Origin of the sequence: Pseudomonas sp. D3 (assembly GCF_029320995.1) — a bacterium.
Classification (GTDB): domain Bacteria; phylum Pseudomonadota; class Gammaproteobacteria; order Pseudomonadales; family Pseudomonadaceae; genus Aquipseudomonas; species Aquipseudomonas paraveronii.
The window spans coordinates 742,522-765,435 of sequence record NZ_CP119772.1 but is presented as its reverse complement, the minus strand read 5'-3'; the positions used below and the strand labels follow the sequence as shown (position 1 = coordinate 765,435).

The following is a 22,914-nucleotide window of genomic DNA, read 5'->3' as shown; positions in this document are numbered from 1 at the left end:
CTGGGATTTGCAAGGCAATTACAGTGCCGCGAAATCGAAGGATTGATACTGATCGGCGCCAATGCCGGCAAAGCTCAACAGCGCCGGCAACTGCCGGGCAAAACCCTGGTAACCGTGGTCGCCACCGGCCTGGATGCGCAAGGCACAGGCCCGGTAATACTGCTGGGCGAGGCGATAATCCAGGGTTTCGTCCCCGGTCTGCAACCACACCTGATAACGCACGGCGTCCTGGGGGGCAGGGACTTCCAGCTCGGCCAGCGCCGTGACGTGATCGTGGGTCAGTTCCCAGGTTTCATCGGTGTAGAGGTTCTTCTGTGTGCCCAGGTAACCGTCGAACATCCGATGGGGGCTGACCGCCGGGTTGACCAGCAGCGCCTTGAGGCCATGGCGTTCAGCAAGATGGGTTGCATAGTAGCCGCCGAGGGAGCTGCCGACCAGCAGTGGCCGCCCCAGTTCCGCGATGGCCGCCTCCAACTGAGGAATCGCCTGACGGGGATGGTGATGCAGGGCCGGCACGCGCAACTGGTCGGCCAGGCCGAGGGTGTCCATCACACCGATCAACTGGCTGGCCTTATTGGACGCCGGCGCGCTGTTGAAACCGTGGATATACAGGATCGAAGCGGACATGCCGGGCTCTCCGTGCTTGCGCCAAAAAGGCGCAGTTTACAGGGATCGGAGTGGCGAGTCCCCTGTCTTCCAGTCACAGCGGAACCCATGTGGGAGGGGGCTTGCTCCCGATGACAGGCTGCCAGTTGATACACGTGGCACTGAACCACCGCTATCGGGAGCACCCCCCCTCCCACCTTCAGTAGCCGTTGCTGGCGTAATCGACGGTAAAAGCAAAGTCTTTGACGCGCTCGACCCCAGTCTCCAACCGCCCGTCGGCATGCAGGCGCAGCCAGCGATAGCCTGGCGCCTCGGTGCTGACGTTGAAGTCTTCGCTGCCCGGCGCGAACTGGATGCAGGTGGACGGCGAGGCCAGCAGGCGCACGCCGTTGCGCTGGCGGTCGATCTCCTGGTGTACATGGCCCCAGAGCACGGCCCGGACCTGGGGAAAACGGTCCAGGACGGCAAACAGCGCCTCCGGGTTGCGCAAGCCGATGGGTTCCATCCACGCACACCCGATGGGCACCGGATGATGGTGGAAACACACCAGATGATGACGGTGCGGCGCTTCGCTCAAGGCTTGGGCCAGCAGTTGCAGTTGGCTGTCCTGCAGATAACCGGGCACCGAACCGGATACGGCGGAGTCCAGCAGGGTAATGCGCCAATTGCCAATGTCGACCACTGGTTCCAGCAGGTCGCTGTGCAGGGCGGCGTGGGCCATGATCTGCGGCTCGTCGTGGTTGCCGGGAATCCAGCGCGTCGAGACACCAAAGAACGCGGTCATCTCACGAAAGTGCTGATAGGAGGCCAGCGTACCGTCCTGGGACAAGTCCCCCGTGGCCAGCAGCAAGTCGACCTGGGGCTGCTGCTCGCGCACGAGGTCGATCACCCGTTGCAAACTTTCGCGGGTGTTCATGCCCACCAGCGTGGCGTCGGCCTCGGCAAACAGGTGGCTGTCGGACAACTGCACCAGCAACGCCGGTGCATCGTGGGTCACGGTGGATACGCGGGGCAAGGCGCTCTCCCAAGGCAATCACAGGAATGGACGTGTGGCGCGATTATGCTGGGCAGGACACAAAGAGGAAACCCAAGGAAGCAGACGCAGTTCACATCTACCGCACCACTGCGAACTCATGGCCCAGGGCCAGGCAGTGGCTCAACCATTCACCGAGGAACACATTGAGTTGTGCTTTCTCATCGGGCTGGTGCATGAACACATTGGGGTAAGGATAGATGCTGCGAAAGCGTCGCGCATGTTCGGCGCTGATGACTTCGGCCATTCGCGCATCGTGGTACACCTGTACTTCCAGTTGCGGCACCGGCAGCCACGGCAGGCTGTGTTCCTGGCGCACGCGCAGGGTGGTGGTGTAGGGGCAATTGACGATGACTTCCAGGGTCAGCACGCCGAGCATCTGGTCGCCGTGGGTCACGGCGATGCGCCGCGCCTCGGGGGCGTGGCGCATGTCGGGCAGCAGGCGCATCAGCCGCGCATAGTTGGCCTCGCAGGCGGCTTGCAGCCCGATCAGGTCAACTCGGTATCGTTCCCGTGCCTTTACTGCCATAACCCCCTCACTTCCGCGCGATTGAGCGCTAGCCATTGCAAGGCAATAATGCTGGGTGCATTGGATATCCGACCATCACGCACCGCTTGCAAGGCGTCTTCGAAAGCCCAGGTGCTGACGCGGATATCTTCTGCTTCTTCTTCCAGTCCATGGACGCCACCGGCGCCCGAACTGTCGCAACGCCCCAGGTACAAGTGGACGAATTCGGTACTGCCGCCGGGCGAAGGGAAATATTGAGTGATCGGCCACAGTGCGGAGAATGTCAGCCCAGCTTCCTCTTCGGCTTCGCGGTGTGCAACCTCCTCCGGCGCTTCATCCTTATCGATCAGGCCGGCGACCATTTCCACCAACCACGGGTTAGCGGTACGGCCCATGGCGCCGACGCGAAACTGCTCGATCAGCACCACTTCATCGCGCTGCGGGTCATAGGGCAGCACGCACACGGCGTCATGCCGCACGAAGACTTCGCGGTTGATCACCCGGCTCATGCCACCGTCGAATTTTTCGTGGCGCAGTTGTACGCGATCGAGCTTGTAGAAACCCTGGTAGGCATTGTCGCGCTGAACGATCTCAATCGTGCTCGGCGTGGATTTCGCGATGTCCGTCATATCCTTCCTCGTTATGCCCGTGCAATTCGCGCCATCCTAACGCGCTCTCGCCGGTTGGCGCAGCCCCTTTCCGGTTGCCGGGATAGACGGCGGGCGTCAAACTCACTCTAATCAGCTTAGTGGCGAACTGACTGCCATGCCGGTAGTCGAAGCTCCATAAATTTCGCGCTTATCGACGGACGAAGACCCTACATGTCGCTTTTAAAAATCGCCTCCGTGGCGTGTATCGCCTTGACCCTCGGCGCCTGCCAGAGCCTGTTCCAACCGAGCTATCGCACCCCGCTGGACGCCACCCGCGACGCCAGCGAGCAAAGCAAGCCGGACTGCACCAACGCCGATTGCCCGCTGGTGAATATCGACACCGTGCATTTTGCCAAGGAGCCCAGGCTCGACGCGCTGATCGAACAACGCCTGCTGGAAATGACCCGCACGCGGTCGAGCGACCCGCTGCCGTCGAGCCTGGCGACCTACCGCGAGCAGTTCCTGAGCACCGCCGCACCACGCAACAGCATGTACTTGCAGGCCAAGGTACGTGAGCAGCATGACGGCTTGGTGATCGTCGAACTGTCCAGCTACCTAGACCAGGGCGCCACCCACGGCGAACCGGGCCGCGCCTTCATCAACTATTCGCGCCAGCAGCAAAAAGCCCTTTCGCTGAGCGACATGCTGCTGCCCGGCAAGGAAGAGGCCTTCTGGAAAGCCGCCCAGGTCGCACACAACAGCTGGCTGATCAGCACCCGCCTGAGCCTGGAGCCGGAATTCGTCAAGAGCTACCCGTTCCAGAAAACCCCGAACGTGGCGCTGACCTCCGGTGGCGTGACCCTCAAGTACCCCACCACCACGATCGCGCCCTATGCCCTGGGCCATGTCGAGCTGCAGATTCCTTACTCGCGCCTGGAAGGCATCATCAAGCCTGAGCTGGTGCCTGCACGCCGTTGAAGGCGCGCCCGAGGATGAACTGCAACAGCCCTGCCAGCACCAGTGCCGGCAGGGTCGCGCCGATATCCGGATACAGGTTGGCCAGCATGTGGTAGGTGCCGATGCCACCCAGCCAGGCCAGCAGCGCCGTCCAGCGTAGCGTGGCGAGCACGCCCTGGCCGCGGCGGCGCAGGATGAAATGATCGACCAGCACCACGCCAAACAGCGGCGCGAATACCGAGCCGATCAACAGCAGAAAGTTCTGGTACTGCGCCAACGGAGCAAAGCAGGCGATCAGCGTGCAGAGCACACCGATGGCCAAGGCCAGGTGCTCGACTTTCAGGCGCAACAGAATCCCGCTGGACACCGCCGCCGAGTGAATATCAGCAAAGGCGTTTTCCGACTCATCCAACAGGATCAGCAACAACGGAATCCCCAGCCCTGCGCCAGCCAGCGCCAGCAACAGCGCGTTCACTTCACCGCTCGGCGCAAACGCCAGGGTGTAGGCCACACCCAGGCTCATCAGCCAGAAATTACCGATAGAGAAGCCCAGCGCCGTGCCGCCGAACACGCTTTTCGCGCGTTTACCGAAGCGCGAGTAGTCGGCGATCAGCGGCAGCCACGACAGCGGCATGGCGATGGCGATATCAAACCCCACCGCGAAGGGCATCGATCCGTCACCGGGCTGGGCCCACAGTGTGGCGAGGTCGGCCTTGGCGAACAGGTTCCAGGTCAGCCACAGGCAGGCCGCTAGCAGCAGCCAGATGCCCCATTTGCGCAGGATCTGCCTTACGAACGTCAGTGGGCCACTGACCGCCAGCAGGGTCGCCAAGCCACCGAAAAATAGGGTCCACAGCAGCGGGCTGGCAAACAGGCTGCCGTCGCTGAACGCCCGCGCGCCCAACAGGCTGGCGGCATCGCGCATGACGATGAGTTCAAACGCGCCCCACCCGATCAGCTGCAGCAGGTTCAATAATGCCGGCAGGCTCGCGCCTTTGGCGCCGAGGCTGAGCTTGAGCGCGGCCATGGCGGACAAGCCGGTGTCGCTGCCGATCACACCGACGGCGGCGAGCAACAGCACGCCGACCAGGGTGCCGAGGAAAATCGCCAGCAACCCACCGGCCAGGCCCAGGCCCGGTGCGAGTAGCGCGCCGGTTTGCAGGACCATCAGGCCGATGCCGAGGGAGAACCACAGGGAGAAGAGGTCGCGGGCGCCGAAGACGCGTTTGTCAGTCGGCACTGCGATGTCGGGGGAATAGGTGCTGGGTTGAATGCTCAAGGATGGAATCTCTGAGGGGCATTTGTTGTTTGAAAGATTGTTATCGGGGGCAAGCCCCCTCCCACATTTTGAATGGTGAACACGTTCAAGTGTGGGAGGGGGCTTGCCCCCGATAAGGCCATTAAAAGCGCCTACAACCTCGAATCAGACCTTCTTGTAGAGCTGGCTGCCTTCCTGCTTGAACCGCTCCGCCTGTTCGGCCAAGCCCTTGGCCACTTCCACATCTACCGCATCGATGCGCTGGTTGGCCGCGTATTCACGCACTTCCTGGGTGATTTTCATCGAGCAGAACTTCGGCCCGCACATCGAACAGAAATGCGCGACCTTGGCCGAGTCCTTCGGCAGGGTTTCGTCGTGATACGAGCGTGCAGTGTCCGGGTCGAGGCCGAGGTTGAACTGGTCTTCCCAACGGAACTCGAAGCGCGCCTTGCTCAGCGCGTTATCGCGGATCTGCGCGCCGGGATGCCCTTTCGCGAGATCGGCTGCATGCGCGGCGATCTTGTAGGTGATGATCCCGGTCTTCACGTCATCCTTGTTGGGCAAGCCCAGGTGTTCCTTGGGCGTGACGTAGCAGAGCATGGCGCAACCGAACCAGCCGATCATCGCCGCACCGATGCCGGAGGTGATGTGGTCGTAACCCGGCGCGATGTCGGTGGTCAGCGGGCCGAGGGTGTAGAACGGCGCCTCGTCGCAGCATTCGAGCTGCTTGTCCATGTTCTCCTTGATCAGTTGCATCGGCACGTGGCCGGGGCCTTCGATCATGGTTTGCACGTCGTGCTTCCAGGCGGTCTTGGTCAGCTCGCCGAGGGTTTCCAGCTCGCCGAATTGCGCGGCGTCGTTGGCGTCGGCAATCGAACCTGGGCGCAGGCCGTCGCCGAGGGAGAAGCTGACGTCATAGGCCTTCATGATTTCGCAGATTTCGTCGAAATGCGTGTAGGTGAAGTTCTCTTTGTGGTGCGCCAGGCACCACTTGGCCATGATCGAACCGCCACGCGAGACGATGCCGGTGACGCGCTTGGCGGTCAGCGGCACGTAGCGCAGCAGGACGCCGGCGTGGATGGTGAAGTAGTCGACGCCCTGCTCGGCCTGTTCGATCAGGGTGTCGCGGAACAGCTCCCAGGTCAGGTCTTCAGCGGCGCCGCCGACTTTTTCCAGGGCCTGATAGATCGGCACCGTGCCGATCGGCACCGGCGAATTGCGGATGATCCATTCGCGGGTTTCGTGGATGTGCTTGCCGGTGGACAGGTCCATCACCGTGTCCGACCCCCAGCGAATGCCCCAGGTCAGTTTCGCCACTTCTTCTTCGATGGACGAACCCAGGGCGCTGTTGCCGATGTTGCCGTTGATCTTCACCAGGAAGTTACGGCCGATGATCATCGGTTCCAGTTCGGTGTGGTTGATGTTGGCCGGGATGATCGCGCGGCCACGGGCGATTTCTTCGCGCACGAATTCCGGGGTGATGATCTTCGGCACGCTGGCGCCGAAGCTGTAGCCGGCGTGTTGCTGATCGAGCAGGCCGCTGGCACGGGCTTCTTCGAGCTTCATGTTTTCGCGGATGGCGACGTATTCCATCTCAGCGGTGATGATGCCTTTGCGCGCGTAGTGCATCTGGGTGACGTTGGCACCGGCCTTGGCACGGCGCGGGTTCTTCACATGGGCAAAGCGCAGCGCGGTCAGTTCGGCATCCGTGAGGCGCTGCTGGCCGAAGTGCGAGCTCAGGCCGGACAGGCGTTCGGTGTCGCCACGCGACTCGATCCACGGCGAGCGCACATCGCCCAGGCCTTTGCGCACGTCGATGATGACGTTGGGGTCGGTGTAGGGGCCGGAGGTGTCGTAGACCACCACGGGGGCGTTGATCTCGCCGCCGAAATCGGTGGGGGTCACATCAAGGCTGATTTCGCGCATCGGCACAAGGATGTCCGGGCGGGTGCCTTGCACGTAGATTTTTTGCGAGCGGGTAAAGGGTTGCACGGAGCCGGAGTCGACCTTGGCCGATTCACTCAAATGCACGGTATTTTTTGGTGTTGTACTCATCACGGGCTCTCCAACTATCCAGGCGGTGGATTTTTGTCGGAGCGAACCTGTGACGGATGGACGCACTGAAAACAGTGCTGTGCTCGGTACGCGAGAGCTGTTCGATGGTCGAACGTTCATCCCGGACGAAGCACAAGAGGACTCGCCGGGTGACGAGAAATCTTGTTCCCTACGCAGGCGCTAACCTGATCAGGTTCAACGGGATCCGGTATTTACCGATCTCAGCCTTCCAACAAGGCACCCCGACAAGAACGCGGCCAGTCTAGACCAGGGTGGGGGCAAATTGCCAATAGCGGAGCAAACAGCGTGATGAATGGCGCAATTGCAGGATTGTTGTGCCGTGTAACCGCCACTACACTCGGGGACTGCCCCAATGCTTGACGCCAGGAATGGCCAGCCGTAGCGTTGGGCGATAAATTATTACCGTAATATTCACACTAGGGATCAATTCATGCTGCGCAAACTCTCACTGGCGCTTGCCGTGTCTTGTGCGACCAACGGAATGGTCTGGGCAGCTGAAGCGCCCTTGTCCGCCAGAACCGACCTGGTCAGCGTTTACCAGGAAGCGGCGAACAACAACGCCGACCTGGCCGCCGCCCGCGCCCAATACGACGCGCAAAAAGAAGTCGTGCCCCAGGCCCGCGCAGGCTTGCTGCCCAACCTGTCGGCCGGTGCCGATATCAACAATTCGCGCACCCAGATCGACACCCCGGCCGCCACCGCCAACCGCGATGCGCATTCCTGGCGCGCGACCTTGAGCCAACCCTTGTTCCGTGCCGACCGCTGGTTCCAGCTGCAAGCCGCCGAAGCCGTCAACGAACAGGCTGCGTTGCAACTCTCGGCCACCGAACAGAACCTGATCCTGCAAAGCGCCGAGAACTACTTCGCCGTGCTGCGCGCCCAGGACAACCTGGCCTCTACCAAGGCCGAAGAAAACGCATTCAAGCACCAACTGGACCAGTCCAACGAGCGCTTCGATGTGGGCCTGTCGGACAAGACCGACGTGCTGCAATCGCAGGCCAGCTACGACACCGCGCGAGCCAACCGGATCGTCGCGCAACGCCAGGTGGATGACGCCTTCGAAGCGCTGATCACGCTGACCAACCGTCAATACAACTCGATCCAGGGCATTGTGCATACACTCCCGGTGCTGCCGCCGCTGCCGAACGACGCCAAGGCGTGGGTCGAAACCGCCGGCCGCCAGAACCTGAACCTGCTCGCCAGCAACTACGCGGTCACCGCTGCCGAGGAAACCCTCAAGCAGCGCAAGGCTGGGCATGCGCCGACTCTGGACGCCGTGGCGCAGTACGAAAAAGGCGATAACGACGCCCTGGGCTTCAGCAACCCGAATGCCTTCGGCACGCCTTACGGCGGCGATGTCTCGCAACGCACCATCGGCCTGCGCCTGAATATCCCGCTGTACAGCGGCGGCCTGACCAGCTCGCAAGTGCGCGAATCGTATTCGCGCCTGGGCCAGACCGAGCAGCAACGCGAAGGCCTGCGCCGCCAGGTGGTGGAAAACACGCGCAACCTGCACCGCGCGGTCAACACCGACGTAGAGCAGGTCCAGGCACGCCGCCAGTCGATCATCTCGAACCAGAGCGCGGTGGAAGCCACGGAAATCGGTTATCAGGTGGGTACGCGTAATATCGTCGACGTGCTCGACGCCCAGCGCCAGCTCTATGCGTCGGTGCGCAACTACAACAATAGCCGCTACGACTACATCCTCGACAGCCTGCGCTTGAAGCAGGCAGCGGGCACGTTGAACCCAGGAGATCTGCAGGACCTGGAGCGCTATCTCAAGGCCGACTACAACCCGGACCGCGACTTCCTGCCGCCGGACCTGGCCAAGGCCGCCTCCGAGCAGTTGAAGGCCCGACCTGGCTACTAATGTGAGAGGGGGCTTGCTCCCGATAGGGCGTGTCAGGTGCACCAATGTTGACTGACACACCACAGAACCGATGTGGGAGGGGGCTTGCTCCCGATGGCGGCGTGTCAGTTGACATGACTTCATCTGGCACACCGCTATCGGGGGCACGCCCCCTTCCACATTTAGTGCGTTATCAGCCTATCCAGGCCATCCAGTAAACGGGTTAGCGCGCCCTGGTTGGCCTGCATCACCTTAAGCCCCGCCTGCGCCATCCGCTGGGCATCCTGCGGCAGCTCGAACAACTGCCGCACGGCCTCGGCCAAGCCTTCGGCGTCATCCACCTCACGCAACGCCCCGGCGTCGCGCAGCATCGCGCTGATTTCGAGGAAGTTGAACCGGTGCGGCCCCATGATCACCGGCTTGCCCAACGCCGCCGGTTCCAGCGGGTTATGCCCGCCAGTCGCCACCAGGCTGCCACCGACAAACGCGCTGTCGGCCAAGGCATACAGAAACAGCAACTCGCCCATGGTGTCACCGAGTAATACGTTGGTGTGCGCGGTGACCGGCTCGCCACTGGAGCGGCGCACCGTGGTGAACCCTTGTTGCCCGCACAGCTCAAACATCGGGCCGAAGCGTTCCTGATGGCGCGGCACCAGAATCAGCAGCGCATTGGGGTAGCTGGCGAGCAATTGGCGATGGGCCGCGAGCACCACCGCATCTTCGCCCTCGTGGGTGCTGGCGGCGATCCACACCGGGCGCTCGCTGGCACCCCACTGCTCGCGCAACGCGGCCGCGCGCGCCAGTAGCTCGGGGTCGATGGTCAGGTCGAACTTGATCGAGCCGGTCACTTGCACCGTGTCCGGCCGCGCGCCCAGGCTGCGAAAACGCTCGGCCTCGGTCTCAGTCTGCACAGCAAACAGGCTCATTTCTGCCAGCATCGGCCCTGTCAGCTTGGCGAAACGTGCATAGCCCTTGGCCGAACGCGCCGACAACCGCGCATTGGCCAGCGCCACCGGAATCCCGCGTTGCGCGCAGGCGTGGATGTGGTTGGGCCACAGCTCGGTCTCCATGATCACGGCCAGTTTCGGCTGTACACGGTCGAGAAAACGCTTGGCCGCGCAGGGCACGTCATAGGGCAAGTAGCAATGCTGGACGCGCGGTTCATTCGCGAACAACGCCTGGATACGCTCGGAGCCGGTCGGCGTCATGCACGTGACGGTCATCGGCAGCTCTGGATAACGCTCCAGCAGGGCACGGATCATCGGCGCGGCGGCGATGCTTTCGCCCACCGACACGGCGTGCACCCAGATCCCGCCCGGTTGCATCAGCGGCAAGCCGTAAGAGAACCGCTCGCCCACGCGTTTGGCATAGGCTGGCGCCTTGCGCGCACGCAGCCACAGACGTAAAGCCACCAACGGCAGCGCCAGGTAAAACAGACAGCTGTAGAGAGTTCTATTCATGGCGGCGGAGTTTATCGGCTTTTTCAGTCGATCGCCTGCAAGCACTCGGCAAAACGTTCGGCGAGAAAGCGCGCGGCGGGGCCCAAGGGTTCATCGCGGCGCCATACCAGCTCAACAACCAGGGCCGGCGGGGTCCATTCGCTGACGAGTTCGACCATCTGGTTCTGATAGGCCGGGTATTGCACGACATGCCGGGGCAACCAGGCCCAACCCAGGCCACGGATAAGCCATTCGGCCAGCACGTAGAAGCTGTCGGCGCGCCACACCTGCGGGCTGGCAGCCTCGCTGCCGGGGTAGACGCTGGTCTGGGTCGACATCAGCAACTGGCGATATTGCGCCAACCCCTGGCAGTCCACGGTTTTCTGCGCCGCCAGCGGATGGTTGCGCCCGCACACTGTGACCATTTCCACACTGCCGACGACCCGACGCTCCAGCGCTTCGGGGATTTGATCGTGATAGAACAACATGCCCAGATCGGCCCTGCGCTCCACCAGCTTGCGTGCGACATCGCCTTGGGCCGCGCTGGAAAGCTGCACTTCAAGGTTGGGAAATCGACCGGCCAGGGCGTCAAGGCTATCGAGGACCGGCTGATAAAGCATCGCCTCATCCTGGGCCAGCCGCAGGCAGGCTTCTTCGCCGCGCACCAACGACATCGCGCGGCCATTGAGGCGTTCGCACTGGCGCAGCACTTCCCTGGCCTCTTCGAGCAGCACCGTACCGGCCTCGGTCAAGCGGGGCTGACGGCCACTGCTACGCTCGAACAGGCTGACGCCCAGGTCCGCTTCGAGCAAGGCGATGCCGTTGCTGACCGCCGACTGGGCCTTGCGCTGCTGACGCGCCACGGCCGAAAACGAGCGCTGCTCGGCGACGCTGACGAACAGGCGCATCTGCTCCAGGTTCCACTGCACACTCACGGCGTGACCCATCTTTAATTCGGATAGGTAATGACTTTACCCCATCTGGCGACGCGCTAAAATGCCGACCTTATCCAGCGCGCTCTACACCGAGGACTGCCCCATGACCCCTGCTTACTATTACCTCGCCATCGCCATCTGCTCGGAAGTGATCGCCACCGTTTCCATGAAAGCCATCAAGGGCTTGAGCACACCGATCCCGCTGCTGCTGGTGATCGTCGGCTACGGCGTGGCGTTCTGGATGCTGACCCTGGTGGTGCGCACCGTGCCGGTGGGTGTGGCCTACGCGGTGTGGGCCGGGATGGGCATTGTGATGGTCAGCATTGCGGCGCTGTTTATCTATGGGCAAAAGCTCGATCTACCGGCGATGCTCGGGATGGGATTGATCGTGCTGGGCGTGGTGGTGATTCAGTTGTTCTCGAAAACCGCCGGGCACTGACAGCCCTCCTAATATTGATCCCGGGCAAAGATCGATCCATTGAGCCTGTATACTTGGCACCTTGATTTGAACACTGAGGTTGCCCATGCCATCCGTTATTTCCACCGACGTTCTGATTGTCGGCGCCGGGGTTGCCGGCCTCTGGCTGAATGCGCGCCTGCGCCGCCAGGGGTTTTCCACGGTGCTGGTGGAGAACGCCACCCTGGGTGGCGGGCAAAGCGTGAAGTCCCAGGGGATCATTCACGGCGGTGCGAAATACGCGCTACACGGCGCCCTCACCGGGGCCTCCGAAGCGATTGCCGATATGCCGCGGCGCTGGCGCGAGGCCCTGGCCGGTAACGGCGAGCTGGACCTGACTGGCGTGCGCCTGCTCTCCGAAGCCCATTACCTGTGGTCCCCCGGCACACTCGCGGGCAATCTCACCAGCTTCTTCGCCAGCAAGGCCGTGCGCGGCCGTGTCGATCAGGTCAAAGGCGACGACCTGCCGCCGGCCCTGCAAGACCGTCGCTTCAAGGGCAAGGTCTATCGCCTGGCGGAATTGGTCATCGATGTACCCAGCCTGATCGAACGCCTGGCGCACCTGGCCGGCGACGGTTTGCTCGCCGGGCAGCACATCGAACCGCTGCGGGAAAACGACACACTGGTCGGCTTGAAAGTCGACGGTCGCGAGATCCGCGCCCAGCGCATCATCTTGAGCGCCGGCGGCGGCACTGCCGACCTGCTCGCCGCCCTGGGCCTGAGCCAGCCGGCCATGCAAATACGCCCGCTGCACATGATCATCGCCAAAGGTCCGGGCTTGAAGCCGCTGTACGCCCACTGCCTGGGCGGCGGCACCAAACCGCGTATCACCGTGACCACGCACCCGGCCGCCGATGGCAACTGGGTGTGGTACATGGGCGGTGATATCGCCGAGGCCGATGGTGTAGCGCGCACGCCTGAAAAACAAATCGCCACGGCCCAGAAAGAGCTGGCGCATCTGCTGCCGTGGATCGACATGAGTCACACCGAATGGGCCACCCTGCGCGTCGACCGTGCCGAGCCGCTGCAGTCGGGCCTGACGCGCCCCGACAACGCCTTCCTCGCCGAACAGGGCCGCCTGCTCGTAGGCTGGCCGACCAAACTGGCCCTGGCGCCGGACTTCGCCGACCGGGTGATCCACGCCCTCGAACGCGACGGCATCCAACCCGGGCCTGCCACTCCGCTGCCCGAGTTGCCCAAACCGGCCATCGGCCAACCGGCCTGGGAGCAACTGTTGCCATGAGCCTGCCCACCCTGCACGACCTGCACCGCCCGCTGGGCAGTACCGGCCTGCTGGTGTCGCCGCTGGGCCTGGGCACCGTCAAGCTCGGTCGCGACCAGGGGGTCAAATACCCTAGCGGTTTCCAGATTCCCGATGATGACGAAGCGCGCCTGCTGCTGCGCCAGGCCCGTCAGTTGGGCATCAACCTGATCGATACCGCGCCGGCCTATGGCCGTAGCGAAGAACGCCTGGGGCCGCTGTTGCGTGGACAGCGCAAAGAATGGGTGATTGTCAGCAAGGTCGGCGAAGAGTTCGACAATGGCGTGTCCCGTCACGATTTCAGCGCGGCGCATACCCGGCTGTCGATCGAACGCAGCTTGAAACGCTTGGAAACCGACTTCATCGACCTGGTGCTGGTGCATTCCGACGGCAACGACCTGCACATCCTCAACGATTGCGAGGTTTACCAGACCCTGGCGGACTTGAAACAAGAGGGCAAAATTCGCGGTTTCGGCTTCTCCGGTAAAACCGTCGAAGGCGGCGTGAAGGCTCTGGAACAGGGTGATTGCGCGATGGTCACCTACAACTTGAACGAACAGGCCGAGAAAGCCGTCATTGATTATGCGGCCGCCCATGGCAAAGGCATCCTGGTAAAAAAAGCCCTCGCCAGCGGCCATGTGTGCCTGGAGCCGGGAATGGACCCCATACGTGCCAGTTTCATGTTGTTGTTTGCGCAAACGGGCGTCGCCAGTGCTATTGTCGGGACCATTAATCCGCTACACCTGGCTCACAACGTGGCGACCGCTGCCCAGGTCATTCGTCAACTATGATGCCGCCGACGCGGCCGCCCCGACGTTAGAAGGAGCCGACATGTCGCGAACGCTCATAAGAAAAAACCCCAGCAACTTCAAGACTCTGCCACTGCACGTTGAAGCCACCCCCGAAGGCCTGAGCTACCAGAGCGTGGGCATGCCGCTCAACTTTGCCCAGACCCTGCAACGGCGCAAGCCGGTAGACGTGGCAGACCCTGAGCGTTTCGCCCTCGAACTGGCCAACCTCGGCGTGTCGGTACGCCTGACCCTGCATTGGCAAAACAAGGATTACTGGGTGCTGGTACGCCAACGCCGCCAGGACCGTGGCGACGTAGTGCTCAAGCTGATTTCCGGCTACGTCCCCGCCCATGAACTGAACCTGCCGCTGCACACCGCCATCCAGGAAATTGCCGAAGAGTGCCTGCTGGAGACGCCCGAAGGCTGGCTCAGCGGGCGCTTCAACGACACCTGGCTACCGGCGCCCTACTCCACCGCGCTGCATTACCGCGAAGCCCTGCCGTTTCGCTTGAGCCCCTTGTCCGGCGCAGCCCGCCCGGTGCGCTGCGCGACCACGCAACTGATCGAGCGTCCACGGGCCTACGTCCACTTGCCCACAGCGTCACTGCAGTTGATTTATGACTTGCGCCTGGAAGTGCCCAAGGAAGCCAAGTCCCTGAGCCTGTTCCATGTGGATGAGCGACTCGAAGGCGATCAACTGGTCGCACGCCTGGACCGCCAGCGCCCGGACCTGTACCTGATGCCATTGAAGGACGGCCAACCCCTCGCCGAGCTGTACACCGTCAAGAAAGATCAGCTCTACCCGGCCAGCACGCGGGGTTTGTACCTGGCGGAGAGCTTCGCCCAGCAGGAAGGCTGGGTGGTGCGCGACGAGCGGATTCGTTGGAAGGATTGGCTCAGGCAGCAAGGCCTGGCAGCCCCGGAAAAAGAGTCGAAACTCAAGCGCCTTACCGGCAAGGCGCGGCAGATGTTGCGTAAGATCGTGCCGAAGAAAAACGCCAACAGCTAAAGACCGACACCAAAAACTGTAGGAGCGAGCTTGCTCGCGCCTACAGATACAGGGCAAACGATCAAGCCTTGAGCAAACGTTCCAGCCCCACTTTCAACGGTGTGGGCTCGGGCAGTTTGAAACTGGCCAGCAACCGTTGATTATTCGCCCGCGAGTGGCGGATATCCCCCGACCGCGCCGGCCCGTAGGTCACGGCAGGCAGCGCGCCCACCGCCTCTTCCAACGCCTGCAGCACCTGCTTGAGGGTGGTGGTGCGGTTCCAACCGACGTTGATCGCCCCCAAAGGCGCGTCGGCGGCTTCGATGGCCTGCACCAACACGTCCACCAGGTCTTCCACATACATAAAGTCGCGGGTTTGCTCGCCATCGCCGAACACGGTAATCGGCAAGCCTTGCTGGGCACGTTCGCTGAAGATGCTGATCACGCCGGAATACGGCGACGACGGGTCCTGGCGCGGCCCGAAGATATTGAAGAAGCGGAAAATCACCGGCTCCAGGCCATGCTGGCGGCGGTAGAAATCCAAGTAATGCTCACCGGCCAACTTGTCGGAGGCATAGGGCGTCAATGGCGCCTTGGTGGTCTCTTCGTCGATCGAAGCGCCTTCGCCGTTGTTGCCATACACCGCGGCGCTGGAAGCAAACACCACGCGTTTGACCCCGGCCTTGCGCATGGCTTCGCAGACATTCAAGGTGCCGACGAAATTGCTCTGGTGCGTGCTGACCGGATCATCCACCGACGCCTGCACCGAAGCCACCGCTGCCAGGTGCACCACCGCCGTCATGCCGATGGCGGCACGCGCCACCTGATCGGCGTCGGCCACATCGCCTTCCAGCAGTTCGACACGAGGATTGTCCAGCGGCAGGTTGCTGCGCTTGCCGGTGGACAGGTTATCCAGCACCCGCACCGCGTAGCCCTTGGCAAGCAATGCATCGACCAGGTGCGAGCCGATGAAGCCAGCACCGCCGGTGATCAGGACGCGCTTCTTGGCTTCACTCATTGTTGCGGATCTTCTCGACAATAGCGGTGGTCGAACTGTTCTCGACCAACCCCAGCACTTTGACCTTGCCGCCGTAGGCGCTGACGATGTCGGCCCCTACCACCTGATCGACGGAATAGTCGCCGCCCTTGACCAGTACGTCGGGCTTGACCTGGGCCAGGAGGTTTTCCGGGGTCGCTTCCGGGAAGCTGATCACCCAGTCCACCGCGCCCAGGCCAGCCAGGACTGCCATGCGTCGATCGACACTGTTGATCGGACGACCCGGGCCCTTGAGGCGGCTGACCGACGCATCGTCGTTGACCGCGACGATCAGGCGATCGCCTTGGGCGCGCGCCTGCTCCAGGTAAGTCACGTGGCCGGCGTGCAGGATGTCGAAGCAGCCGTTGGTGAACACAATGCTTTCGTGGTGGGCCCGCGCATCGTCAATCGCCAGCAGCAATTGCTCGAGACTCAACACGCCACGCTCCGAGCCTTCGGAACGCTGGATCGCACGACGCAGTTCGGGCGCGCTGATCGCGGCGGTGCCGAGCTTGCCGACTACGATGCCCGCCGCCAGGTTGGCCAGGGCCACGGCGTGGGGCAACTCCTCCCCGGCCGCGATGGAGGCAGCCAGGGTGGAAATCACGGTGTCGCCGGCGCCGGTGACATCAAATACTTCACGGGCCCGCGCCGGCAGGTGCATCGCCGCGTGGCCTGGGCGCAGCAAGGTCATGCCGTGCTCGCCGCGGGTCACCAGCAAGGCACCCAGGTCGAGGTCGGCCATCAGCGCCGCGCCCTTGGTCACCAGCTCGTGCTCATCGGCGCAACCGCCGACGATGGCTTCGAACTCGCTGAGGTTCGGCGTGATCAGGCTGGCGCCGCGATAGATCGAAAAGTCCTTGCCCTTGGGGTCGGCCAGCACCGGGATATTGCGAGCCTTGGCGGCCTGGATCAGCATCTGGTGGTTCTTCAGGGCGCCTTTGCCGTAGTCGGACAACACCAGCACCTTGATGCCTTCGAGCAACTCATCGACCTGCGCACTGAGGGCCAGGGCGTCGGTGGCGAAGGGCTCTTCGAAATCGATACGCAGCAGTTGCTGGTGACGGCTCATGACCCGCAGCTTGACGATAGTCGGCTGATGGGCAATGCGCTGGAACAACGCGCGCACGCCAGCACCGCGCAAGCTGTTGGCCAGGCTGTCGGCGGCTTCGTCGTCGCCGGTCACGCCCACCAGGGAAGCTGGGGCGCCGAGGGCGGCAATATTGAGGGCAACGTTGGCAGCGCCACCTGGACGGTCTTCGATTTGCTCGACCTTGACTACCGGTACCGGCGCCTCAGGGGAAATCCGTGAGGTTCCGCCATGCCAGTAACGGTCGAGCATGACATCGCCGACCACCAAGACAGGGGCTTGATCGAATCGCGGCATGGACAACTTCATGGAGCAACCCACATACAAAATGAACAGGGGCGCGATATTAGCACAGGGTTACAAGAGGCTTGTGGGGGTGTGACAGAAGATGTTGCAGGAACCTGGGTGAGGCGGATTGCCCGCCTCACCCGGCTTGTCAGGTGATATCCGCCGACACGGGTGCATCCAGGCCCATGGAATGCAGGCGGGCGTAATAGCCGTTCAGTGCGAGCAATTGGGCGTGGGTGCCGCGCTCGACAATACGACCGTCGTCCATCACCAGGATCAGGTCAGCCTTCTCGATGGTGGACAGGCGGTGCGCAATCACCAGGGTCGTGCGGCCTTGCATGACCTTGTCCAGCGCCGCCTGAATGTGGCGCTCGGACTCGGTGTCGAGGGCGGAGGTGGCCTCGTCGAGAATCAGCAGCGGCGCATTCTTGAGCAAGGCGCGGGCAATTGCCAGCCGCTGGCGTTGACCGCCGGACAGCAGCACGCCGTTTTCGCCGACCTGGGTGTCGAAGCCTTTAGGCAACTGGTCGATGAAGTCCTTGGCGTAGGCATCTATCGCGGCAGCTTCGATGTCGGCCCGTGGCGCGCCGGCCAGGTCGCCGTAGGCGATGTTGTTGGTCACGGTGTCGCTGAACAGGGTCACGTGCTGGGTCACCTGGGCGACGTGCTTGCGCAGGTTGAGCAGTTTGTAGTCTTCGATCTCGACACCATCGAGCAGGATTTCACCGTGTTCATGGTGGTAGAAACGCGGAATCAGGCTGGCCAGGGTCGACTTGCCGCTGCCCGAGCGTCCCACCAGAGCAATCATCTGCCCAGGCTCAGCGGTAAAGCTGATGTCCTTGAGCACATGGCGTTCGGTGCCGGGGTAGGTGAAGTTGAGGTTACGCACTTCCAGGCGGCCACTGACCTTGTCGCGTTCGATTGTGCCTTTGTCGACTTCAGGCTCTTCGTCCAGTTGCTCGAAAATGCTTTCGGCGCCCGCCACACCCTTCTGGATGGTCGAACTGACTTCCGACAGTTGGCGGATCGGCTTGGGCAGCAGACCGGCAGCGGTAATATACGCCACCAGATCACCCGCCGTGGCCTCACCGCGCAGCAGCAGCACCAGGAACATCAGTGCGGCCATGGCGGTGTAGATCACCAGTTGCAACATCGGGGTGTAGACCGCACCGGTCTTGTTCATGCGCAGTTGTTTATCGGTGTTGCCTTGGCTCGCGGCGGCAAAGCGACGCTGCTCATAGCTTTCGCCACCGAAGCTGCGCACCACACGATAGCCCTGGATGGTCTCGGAGGCCACATGGGTCACGTCCCCCATCGCCACCTGGATTTTCTTGCTCTGCTTGCGAAATTTCTTGCTGGTGCTGCCGACCATCAGCGCAATCATCGGCAGGATCGCCAGCATTACCAGGGTCAGCTTCCAGTTCATCCACAGCAGGTAACCGAACAGAAACACCACCGTCAGACCTTCGCGGATCACGACCTTGATCGCATCCGTGGCCGCCCCGGTGACCATGGTGACGTTAAAGGTGATGCGCGAAATCAGGTGCCCGGAGTTATGGGTATCGAAATAGCGGTTGGGCAGCACCAGCAGCTTGTTGAACAGTTGAACCCGCAGGTCGTGCACCAGTCCCAGGGAAACCTTGGCCAGGTAATAGTTACCCAGGAAAGACCCCAGGCCCTGCCACGCGGCGATCAGGATGATCAGCAGCGGCACGGCCATCAGCAACTTCAGGTCCTTGAACAACGGAATATTGGGCAGGAACACCACATCGGGATTGCTCAGGCCATCCACGAAATACTTGAGTATCCCGGCGAGCATGGGCTGGGTGGACGCAAAGATCACGAAGCCCACGATACTCAGCACGAACATGCCGATATACGGTTTCACATAGCCCAGCAGCCTGAAATAGATTTTCAGGCTGGATTCCTGGTCCGCTTTGGGCGGTGCGTCACTCATGTGTCGAGCTCACTGATTGGATAAGACACGAACTTTATCACAAGCGTCGGGTTTGGCCCGAGCCCAGACCAAGACACTGGCCAGCGCAATCGGCAACCACGAGATGAACCACTCGGCCCGTGGCGTACCCGTGAGGCTTGCAGCATCGAACTGCATGGCCAGGAACGAGAACACCCACATGCCTATGATGCCCTTGCCATAGAGAGTGTCGCGGGCCTTCCAGGCTTGCCACAACACACCGAACCACAGCCCGCACCACAGCAGCAGCCCCGGCAGGCCCAATTCGATGGCCACGTGGGTGAACAGGTTGTGGGCGTGGTCGAAGTAGAGATTATCGGCAAAGACTTTGTAATCACCGCCCAAGCCCAGGCCGGCCCACGGATGCTCGGCGATCATCTGCAAGGCGGCCATAAATATCTGTGGCCGGTAGGAGACACCACGGGCCAGCATCAACGATTGCATGGCAAAGAACACCGCCAGCGCGGCCACGACCGCGACGACGGCAATCACTGCGGAACGACGGTCACGGCACCAGGCGGGCATGGCCACGACCGTCAGCAGCAGTGCCAGTGCGGCCCCGCGGCTTTGGCTGAGCACCACGAACAGACCGAGCAGCGCGATGGACAAGACCCACGCCACTTGCATCCAGCGACCACGCGGCAACCAGTGCAATAGCCAGACTGCCGCCAGGCCAATCACGTAGGCGCCAAGAATCGGATGATCCAATTGCCCCAACCCGCTGAGACGGGCGTTCCAATCATTATGCTCAAGACCATAAAACTTGATGATTGCCAGCAGCGACGACAAGGCGAGCCCGAAACCACCCCACTGCATCACGCGAATGACCTGCTCGGTACGGCCACAGGCGAATACCGGAAAAAACAGCAGGAACACGCCGATATACAGCATACGCTTGGCTTCGCGCGAAGGATCTTCGGCATTGGTCCACGTCAGGCTGACTGCACCCCAGACGGCGAGCGCTGCGACCATCAGGCACATCCAGCGCTGTTCGCGCCAGACCTCCTTGAGACGCTCACGCGCCGACCAGGCAAAGACCATGGCCGGCAACCAGAGAAACAGGGTCAACCCTTGTTGATAAATCTTGTTGGTCGGCGCGAAGGCAATCGCTAGCAAAAACCAAAGCAACCCAAAAAACATCCATCCCTGCGCCCAACGACTTGCCTGCATCACCCGCTCCTGAATACGTTCAACCCGCCACCCGGCATGGTTAAAACCTGAAATTTTCGGCATTATTACCGACCACTGTGCCCCGCGACTCCCACAAGGCTTTCCAACAATGCAATGTTCAAGGCTTGCCCAAGTCGATTTAACCGCGATGATTGAAGGCGCCAGAGTCCTAGAGAAGGACAGCTACGGCCCGAAAGTCTACCTGCTGGCCGACGGGAATATCCTTAAACTGTTTCGTCGCAAACGTCTGTTTTCGTCCGCGCTGTTTCGCCCGTATTCCAAACGGTTCATCGACAACGTGGCGCAACTGCAGCAACGCGGCATTCCGACCTTGACCGTTCTTGCATTCTTTCAACTGGCAGCGCCCGGCATGACCGCTGTGCTGTATCGACCGTTGCCGGGGGAAACCCTGCGTCAGATTTCCAACAAGGAAGGCTTTGACTGGCAATCGAACCTCGACCCGCTGGTGGCACTCATCCGTCGATTGCATGCTGCGGGCATCTACTTCCGCTCATTGCACCTGGGCAATATTGTCGTGACGCCAGACAACGAAATGGGGCTGATCGACGTGGCCGACATGCGCTTTCTGCGCGCCCCCCTTAGCCCGGAACTCGCACGACGCAACTTGCAGCACTTCGCGCGTTATATTGCACGCGAGAAGCTGAACGATCGCTTTCCAATGCCCGCACTGGAGCAAGCACTGCTAGCGGCATGAAAACAGGCGCTGGGAGGTTTCACTGAAGTCTTTCCAGGCTTGCTCCGGCGCCAGCGCCCGCGACTGAGCCGCGAGCACCTCCCGCGCGGACGTGGCAAATGCATGGGCCATCAGATGGCCCCAGGCCTGCACATCGCCCGATGGGGCGTACCAGCCCGCATCCGCCAGCTGTTCGCGGAACACCGCCAAGTCACTGGTCAGCACCGGCACACCGGCCATCACCGCTTCCTGCAGGATCAACCCCAAACCTTCTTGCGTCGACGGAACGGCCACCCAGTCAAAGGCCCGGTAAAGCGTCGCCGCGTCCGACAGATGACCAGACAGTGACACCTTGCCCTGCAAGCCGAGCTGCTCGATACGCGCCTCAAGGGCAGACCTCGCCTGCCCCTCGCCGACGATCACCAGGCGCGCATCAGGCCAATCTGGCGACACACCGGCGAACGCCTCCAGCAAACAACCAAATCCCTTGTCATCGACCAGCCGACCGACCGCACCCAGCACCGGCGCAGCGTCCAACGGCAGCCCCAGGCGCATCCGGGCCTCCTCCCGAGAAAGCGCGGCAGCACAAAAAGCGACAGGGTCGAAAGCGCTGCGCAGCACCGCCACTGGCCGTTGCAGGTAACACTCAAGCGAGTCAGCCAGCGTTTGCGACACCGCCGCCAGCGTCAATTGCGCCGCTGGGAACTGCCCGAACAGCTTCAGGTCGGCCCGACGCAAGCGCGTGGCACCATGAAATAAAACCACGGCCCGCACCTGCGGCAAGCGCTTGAGCATCGGCAACATCACCCGGGCGACGCCCACGCCGTCGAGCAGTACGACCTCCAAGCCGTCGGGCAGCGCCTTTTGAAAACGCGCCCGCAACCTCGGCATCAGCAGCTTCCACAGGTGCTTGCCCTTGAGCTGGGCCGAGGAGAGTTTCCACTCCAGCGCCTGCTCGCCCGCCGCTGCACTGCCCTGAAGCAGCCAGGTGTCGCCCGGCGCAAGGCCGACGACGTGGGACAGTATCTGTTGATGAACCTTCTGCACCGAGGCGTAAGCAGAACCACCGGCCCACATGATGTTGAGGATACTCATCAAAAAAATGACCTTATGCAGCGTTATGGTGGCTTGTCATACGTAACTAACGGATCAACCAGCCGATACCGACACCCAGTATCAGCATGGCTACCAGCTTGATCCGCTCTCGACGCTTGCGCCGAGCCTTGTTCAAGCGTTCTTCTGCTGTCGCCACATGCAGGCCGAAGCCGGTATGCAGGACCGCATCGCCTTCCAGGGTCACAGCGCCCAGATTCAACTGCGCGTACCGCCTGGAAAGCCCCTTTTCACCCTCGAACCCTGCATAGGGTGCGCACAACCGGTACTCCTTGATCCGCCGCAGGCCCGGGTTCAGCGAGAAGCCCTGCCACTCTGGCTTGTCGGACAACAAGGGATAACAAGGCACACCGCCGATCACTTCGCGCGGCCCCAGATGGATGTAGGGACTGTGCACCTGCAAGTCGTACACGTAGTTGCGCAACCAGACTTGAAGAATGTCGGGACGTAGCTCCAGCACCACCTTGGAATCCTCGACAAAACCGGGTCGATAAAACGCCCAGTCATCTTCGCAGTGGAATATATAGGGGGTATTGACCGACTCGTAAGCCAAATCAATGGATGCTAGTTGCCCAAGCTTCGGGCGGTTGATCAAGAATGAGCAATGACTGCGCCAGTGCTCAGGAATCGCCAGGCGCACGGCTTCATCGCCGGAGTCTTCGGTAATGAAGACTTCGCGTATATCGGCCGTATTGAACAGATCGAAGGTCTCAAGCGTACGTTTCAACAAATCGAAGCGACCGCAACTGGTCACCACGAGCGTTATGTCGCTTTGATCGGAGAATTGCATGCCTGCCTCT

21 protein-coding genes and 1 riboswitch are annotated in these 22,914 nt (G+C 62.0%); of the genes, 7 read left to right on the top strand and 14 right to left on the bottom strand.

Annotated elements, in window-relative coordinates:
• Window positions 1-18 precede the first annotated feature (18 nt).
• The 4 genes from P3S72_RS03275 to P3S72_RS03260 all read right to left on the bottom strand — a co-directional run bounded on the left by P3S72_RS03275 (window position 19) and on the right by P3S72_RS03260 (window position 2,776).
• Entirely contained in the window at window positions 19-627 is a 609-nt protein-coding gene (locus P3S72_RS03275) for a YqiA/YcfP family alpha/beta fold hydrolase (protein WP_276196046.1), read from the bottom strand.
• A gap of 178 nt (window positions 628-805) precedes the next feature.
• The gene (gene cpdA, locus P3S72_RS03270) at window positions 806-1,621 is read right to left on the bottom strand and encodes a 3',5'-cyclic-AMP phosphodiesterase (protein WP_276196045.1); all 816 of its coding nucleotides are present in this window, start codon (window positions 1,619-1,621) and stop codon (window positions 806-808) included.
• 97 nt (window positions 1,622-1,718) lie between these two features.
• Window positions 1,719-2,168, bottom strand: a complete 450-nt coding sequence (locus P3S72_RS03265) for a DUF1249 domain-containing protein (protein ID WP_276196044.1) — start codon at window positions 2,166-2,168, stop codon at window positions 1,719-1,721.
• A complete protein-coding gene (locus tag P3S72_RS03260; RefSeq protein WP_276196042.1) occupies window positions 2,159-2,776 on the bottom strand; it encodes an NUDIX domain-containing protein in 618 nt (205 codons plus the stop codon). The genes P3S72_RS03265 and P3S72_RS03260 overlap by 10 nt, the downstream gene beginning before the upstream one ends.
• Window positions 2,777-2,968: 192 nt before the next feature.
• On the opposite strand from P3S72_RS03260, the gene P3S72_RS03255 reads away from it, so the two are divergent.
• Window positions 2,969-3,715, top strand: coding sequence for an RsiV family protein (locus P3S72_RS03255; RefSeq protein WP_276196040.1), 747 nt, complete (start codon window positions 2,969-2,971; stop codon window positions 3,713-3,715).
• Here the strand turns inward: P3S72_RS03255 and cytX are convergent.
• Window positions 3,684-4,973 carry a putative hydroxymethylpyrimidine transporter CytX gene (gene cytX / locus P3S72_RS03250; RefSeq protein ID WP_276196038.1) on the bottom strand — a complete coding sequence of 430 codons (1,290 nt, stop codon included), beginning with the start codon at window positions 4,971-4,973 and terminating at the stop codon, window positions 3,684-3,686. The genes P3S72_RS03255 and cytX overlap by 32 nt on opposite strands.
• A 144-nt stretch (window positions 4,974-5,117) precedes the next feature.
• A complete protein-coding gene (thiC, locus tag P3S72_RS03245; protein WP_253393041.1) occupies window positions 5,118-7,007 on the bottom strand; it encodes a phosphomethylpyrimidine synthase ThiC in 1,890 nt (629 codons plus the stop codon).
• A gap of 149 nt (window positions 7,008-7,156) precedes the next feature.
• A riboswitch (TPP riboswitch) is annotated at window positions 7,157-7,262 on the bottom strand.
• Window positions 7,263-7,458: 196 nt separating this feature from the next.
• On the opposite strand from thiC, the gene P3S72_RS03240 reads away from it, so the two are divergent.
• A complete protein-coding gene (locus P3S72_RS03240; protein WP_276196037.1) occupies window positions 7,459-8,898 on the top strand; it encodes a TolC family outer membrane protein in 1,440 nt (479 codons plus the stop codon).
• Between the two features lie 161 nt (window positions 8,899-9,059).
• Here P3S72_RS03240 and waaA read toward each other — a convergent pair whose 3' ends face one another.
• Together waaA and P3S72_RS03230 are read right to left on the bottom strand one after the other, a co-directional pair.
• Window positions 9,060-10,337: a lipid IV(A) 3-deoxy-D-manno-octulosonic acid transferase gene (gene waaA / locus P3S72_RS03235; RefSeq protein WP_276196035.1), complete on the bottom strand. Its 1,278-nt coding sequence runs from the start codon at window positions 10,335-10,337 to the stop codon at window positions 9,060-9,062.
• 23 nt (window positions 10,338-10,360) lie between these two features.
• The gene (locus P3S72_RS03230) at window positions 10,361-11,251 is read right to left on the bottom strand and encodes a LysR family transcriptional regulator (RefSeq protein ID WP_276197886.1); all 891 of its coding nucleotides are present in this window, start codon (window positions 11,249-11,251) and stop codon (window positions 10,361-10,363) included.
• Between the two features lie 103 nt (window positions 11,252-11,354).
• Here P3S72_RS03230 and P3S72_RS03225 point away from each other — a divergent pair, with 103 nt between their 5' ends.
• The 4 genes from P3S72_RS03225 (at window position 11,355) to P3S72_RS03210 (ending at window position 14,769) form a co-directional block, all read left to right on the top strand.
• The gene (locus tag P3S72_RS03225) at window positions 11,355-11,690 is read left to right on the top strand and encodes a multidrug efflux SMR transporter (protein ID WP_247408357.1); all 336 of its coding nucleotides are present in this window, start codon (window positions 11,355-11,357) and stop codon (window positions 11,688-11,690) included.
• Between the two features lie 85 nt (window positions 11,691-11,775).
• Entirely contained in the window at window positions 11,776-12,951 is a 1,176-nt protein-coding gene (locus P3S72_RS03220; RefSeq protein ID WP_276196033.1) for an FAD-dependent oxidoreductase, read from the top strand.
• Entirely contained in the window at window positions 12,948-13,760 is an 813-nt protein-coding gene (locus P3S72_RS03215; RefSeq protein WP_276196032.1) for an aldo/keto reductase, read from the top strand. Before P3S72_RS03220 ends, P3S72_RS03215 begins: the two co-directional genes overlap by 4 nt.
• A gap of 40 nt (window positions 13,761-13,800) precedes the next feature.
• Complete coding sequence (locus tag P3S72_RS03210; RefSeq protein WP_276196030.1) at window positions 13,801-14,769, top strand: metal ABC transporter ATPase; 969 nt, start codon at window positions 13,801-13,803, stop codon at window positions 14,767-14,769.
• A gap of 61 nt (window positions 14,770-14,830) precedes the next feature.
• Here P3S72_RS03210 and P3S72_RS03205 read toward each other — a convergent pair whose 3' ends face one another.
• From P3S72_RS03205 to P3S72_RS03190, 4 genes are all read right to left on the bottom strand, one after another.
• Complete coding sequence (locus P3S72_RS03205; protein ID WP_276196028.1) at window positions 14,831-15,766, bottom strand: NAD-dependent epimerase/dehydratase family protein; 936 nt, start codon at window positions 15,764-15,766, stop codon at window positions 14,831-14,833.
• On the bottom strand, window positions 15,759-17,183 hold the full coding sequence (hldE, locus tag P3S72_RS03200; RefSeq protein WP_276196027.1) for a bifunctional D-glycero-beta-D-manno-heptose-7-phosphate kinase/D-glycero-beta-D-manno-heptose 1-phosphate adenylyltransferase HldE: 1,425 nt from the start codon (window positions 17,181-17,183) through the stop codon (window positions 15,759-15,761). Before hldE ends, P3S72_RS03205 begins: the two co-directional genes overlap by 8 nt.
• 127 nt (window positions 17,184-17,310) lie before the next feature.
• The gene (gene msbA / locus P3S72_RS03195) at window positions 17,311-19,119 is read right to left on the bottom strand and encodes a lipid A export permease/ATP-binding protein MsbA (protein WP_276196026.1); all 1,809 of its coding nucleotides are present in this window, start codon (window positions 19,117-19,119) and stop codon (window positions 17,311-17,313) included.
• 9 nt (window positions 19,120-19,128) lie between these two features.
• On the bottom strand, window positions 19,129-20,307 hold the full coding sequence (locus P3S72_RS03190) for an O-antigen ligase family protein (protein ID WP_276196025.1): 1,179 nt from the start codon (window positions 20,305-20,307) through the stop codon (window positions 19,129-19,131).
• Between the two features lie 148 nt (window positions 20,308-20,455).
• On the opposite strand from P3S72_RS03190, the gene P3S72_RS03185 reads away from it, so the two are divergent.
• Entirely contained in the window at window positions 20,456-21,022 is a 567-nt protein-coding gene (locus P3S72_RS03185) for a toluene tolerance protein (RefSeq protein WP_276196023.1), read from the top strand.
• On the opposite strand, the gene P3S72_RS03180 is transcribed toward P3S72_RS03185, so the two are convergent.
• The gene (locus P3S72_RS03180; RefSeq protein WP_276196021.1) at window positions 21,011-22,096 is read right to left on the bottom strand and encodes a glycosyltransferase; all 1,086 of its coding nucleotides are present in this window, start codon (window positions 22,094-22,096) and stop codon (window positions 21,011-21,013) included. The two genes, P3S72_RS03185 and P3S72_RS03180, sit on opposite strands and share 12 nt — an antisense overlap.
• A 46-nt stretch (window positions 22,097-22,142) precedes the next feature.
• Complete coding sequence (locus tag P3S72_RS03175; protein WP_276196020.1) at window positions 22,143-22,904, bottom strand: glycosyltransferase family 2 protein; 762 nt, start codon at window positions 22,902-22,904, stop codon at window positions 22,143-22,145.
• Window positions 22,905-22,914 lie beyond the last annotated feature (10 nt).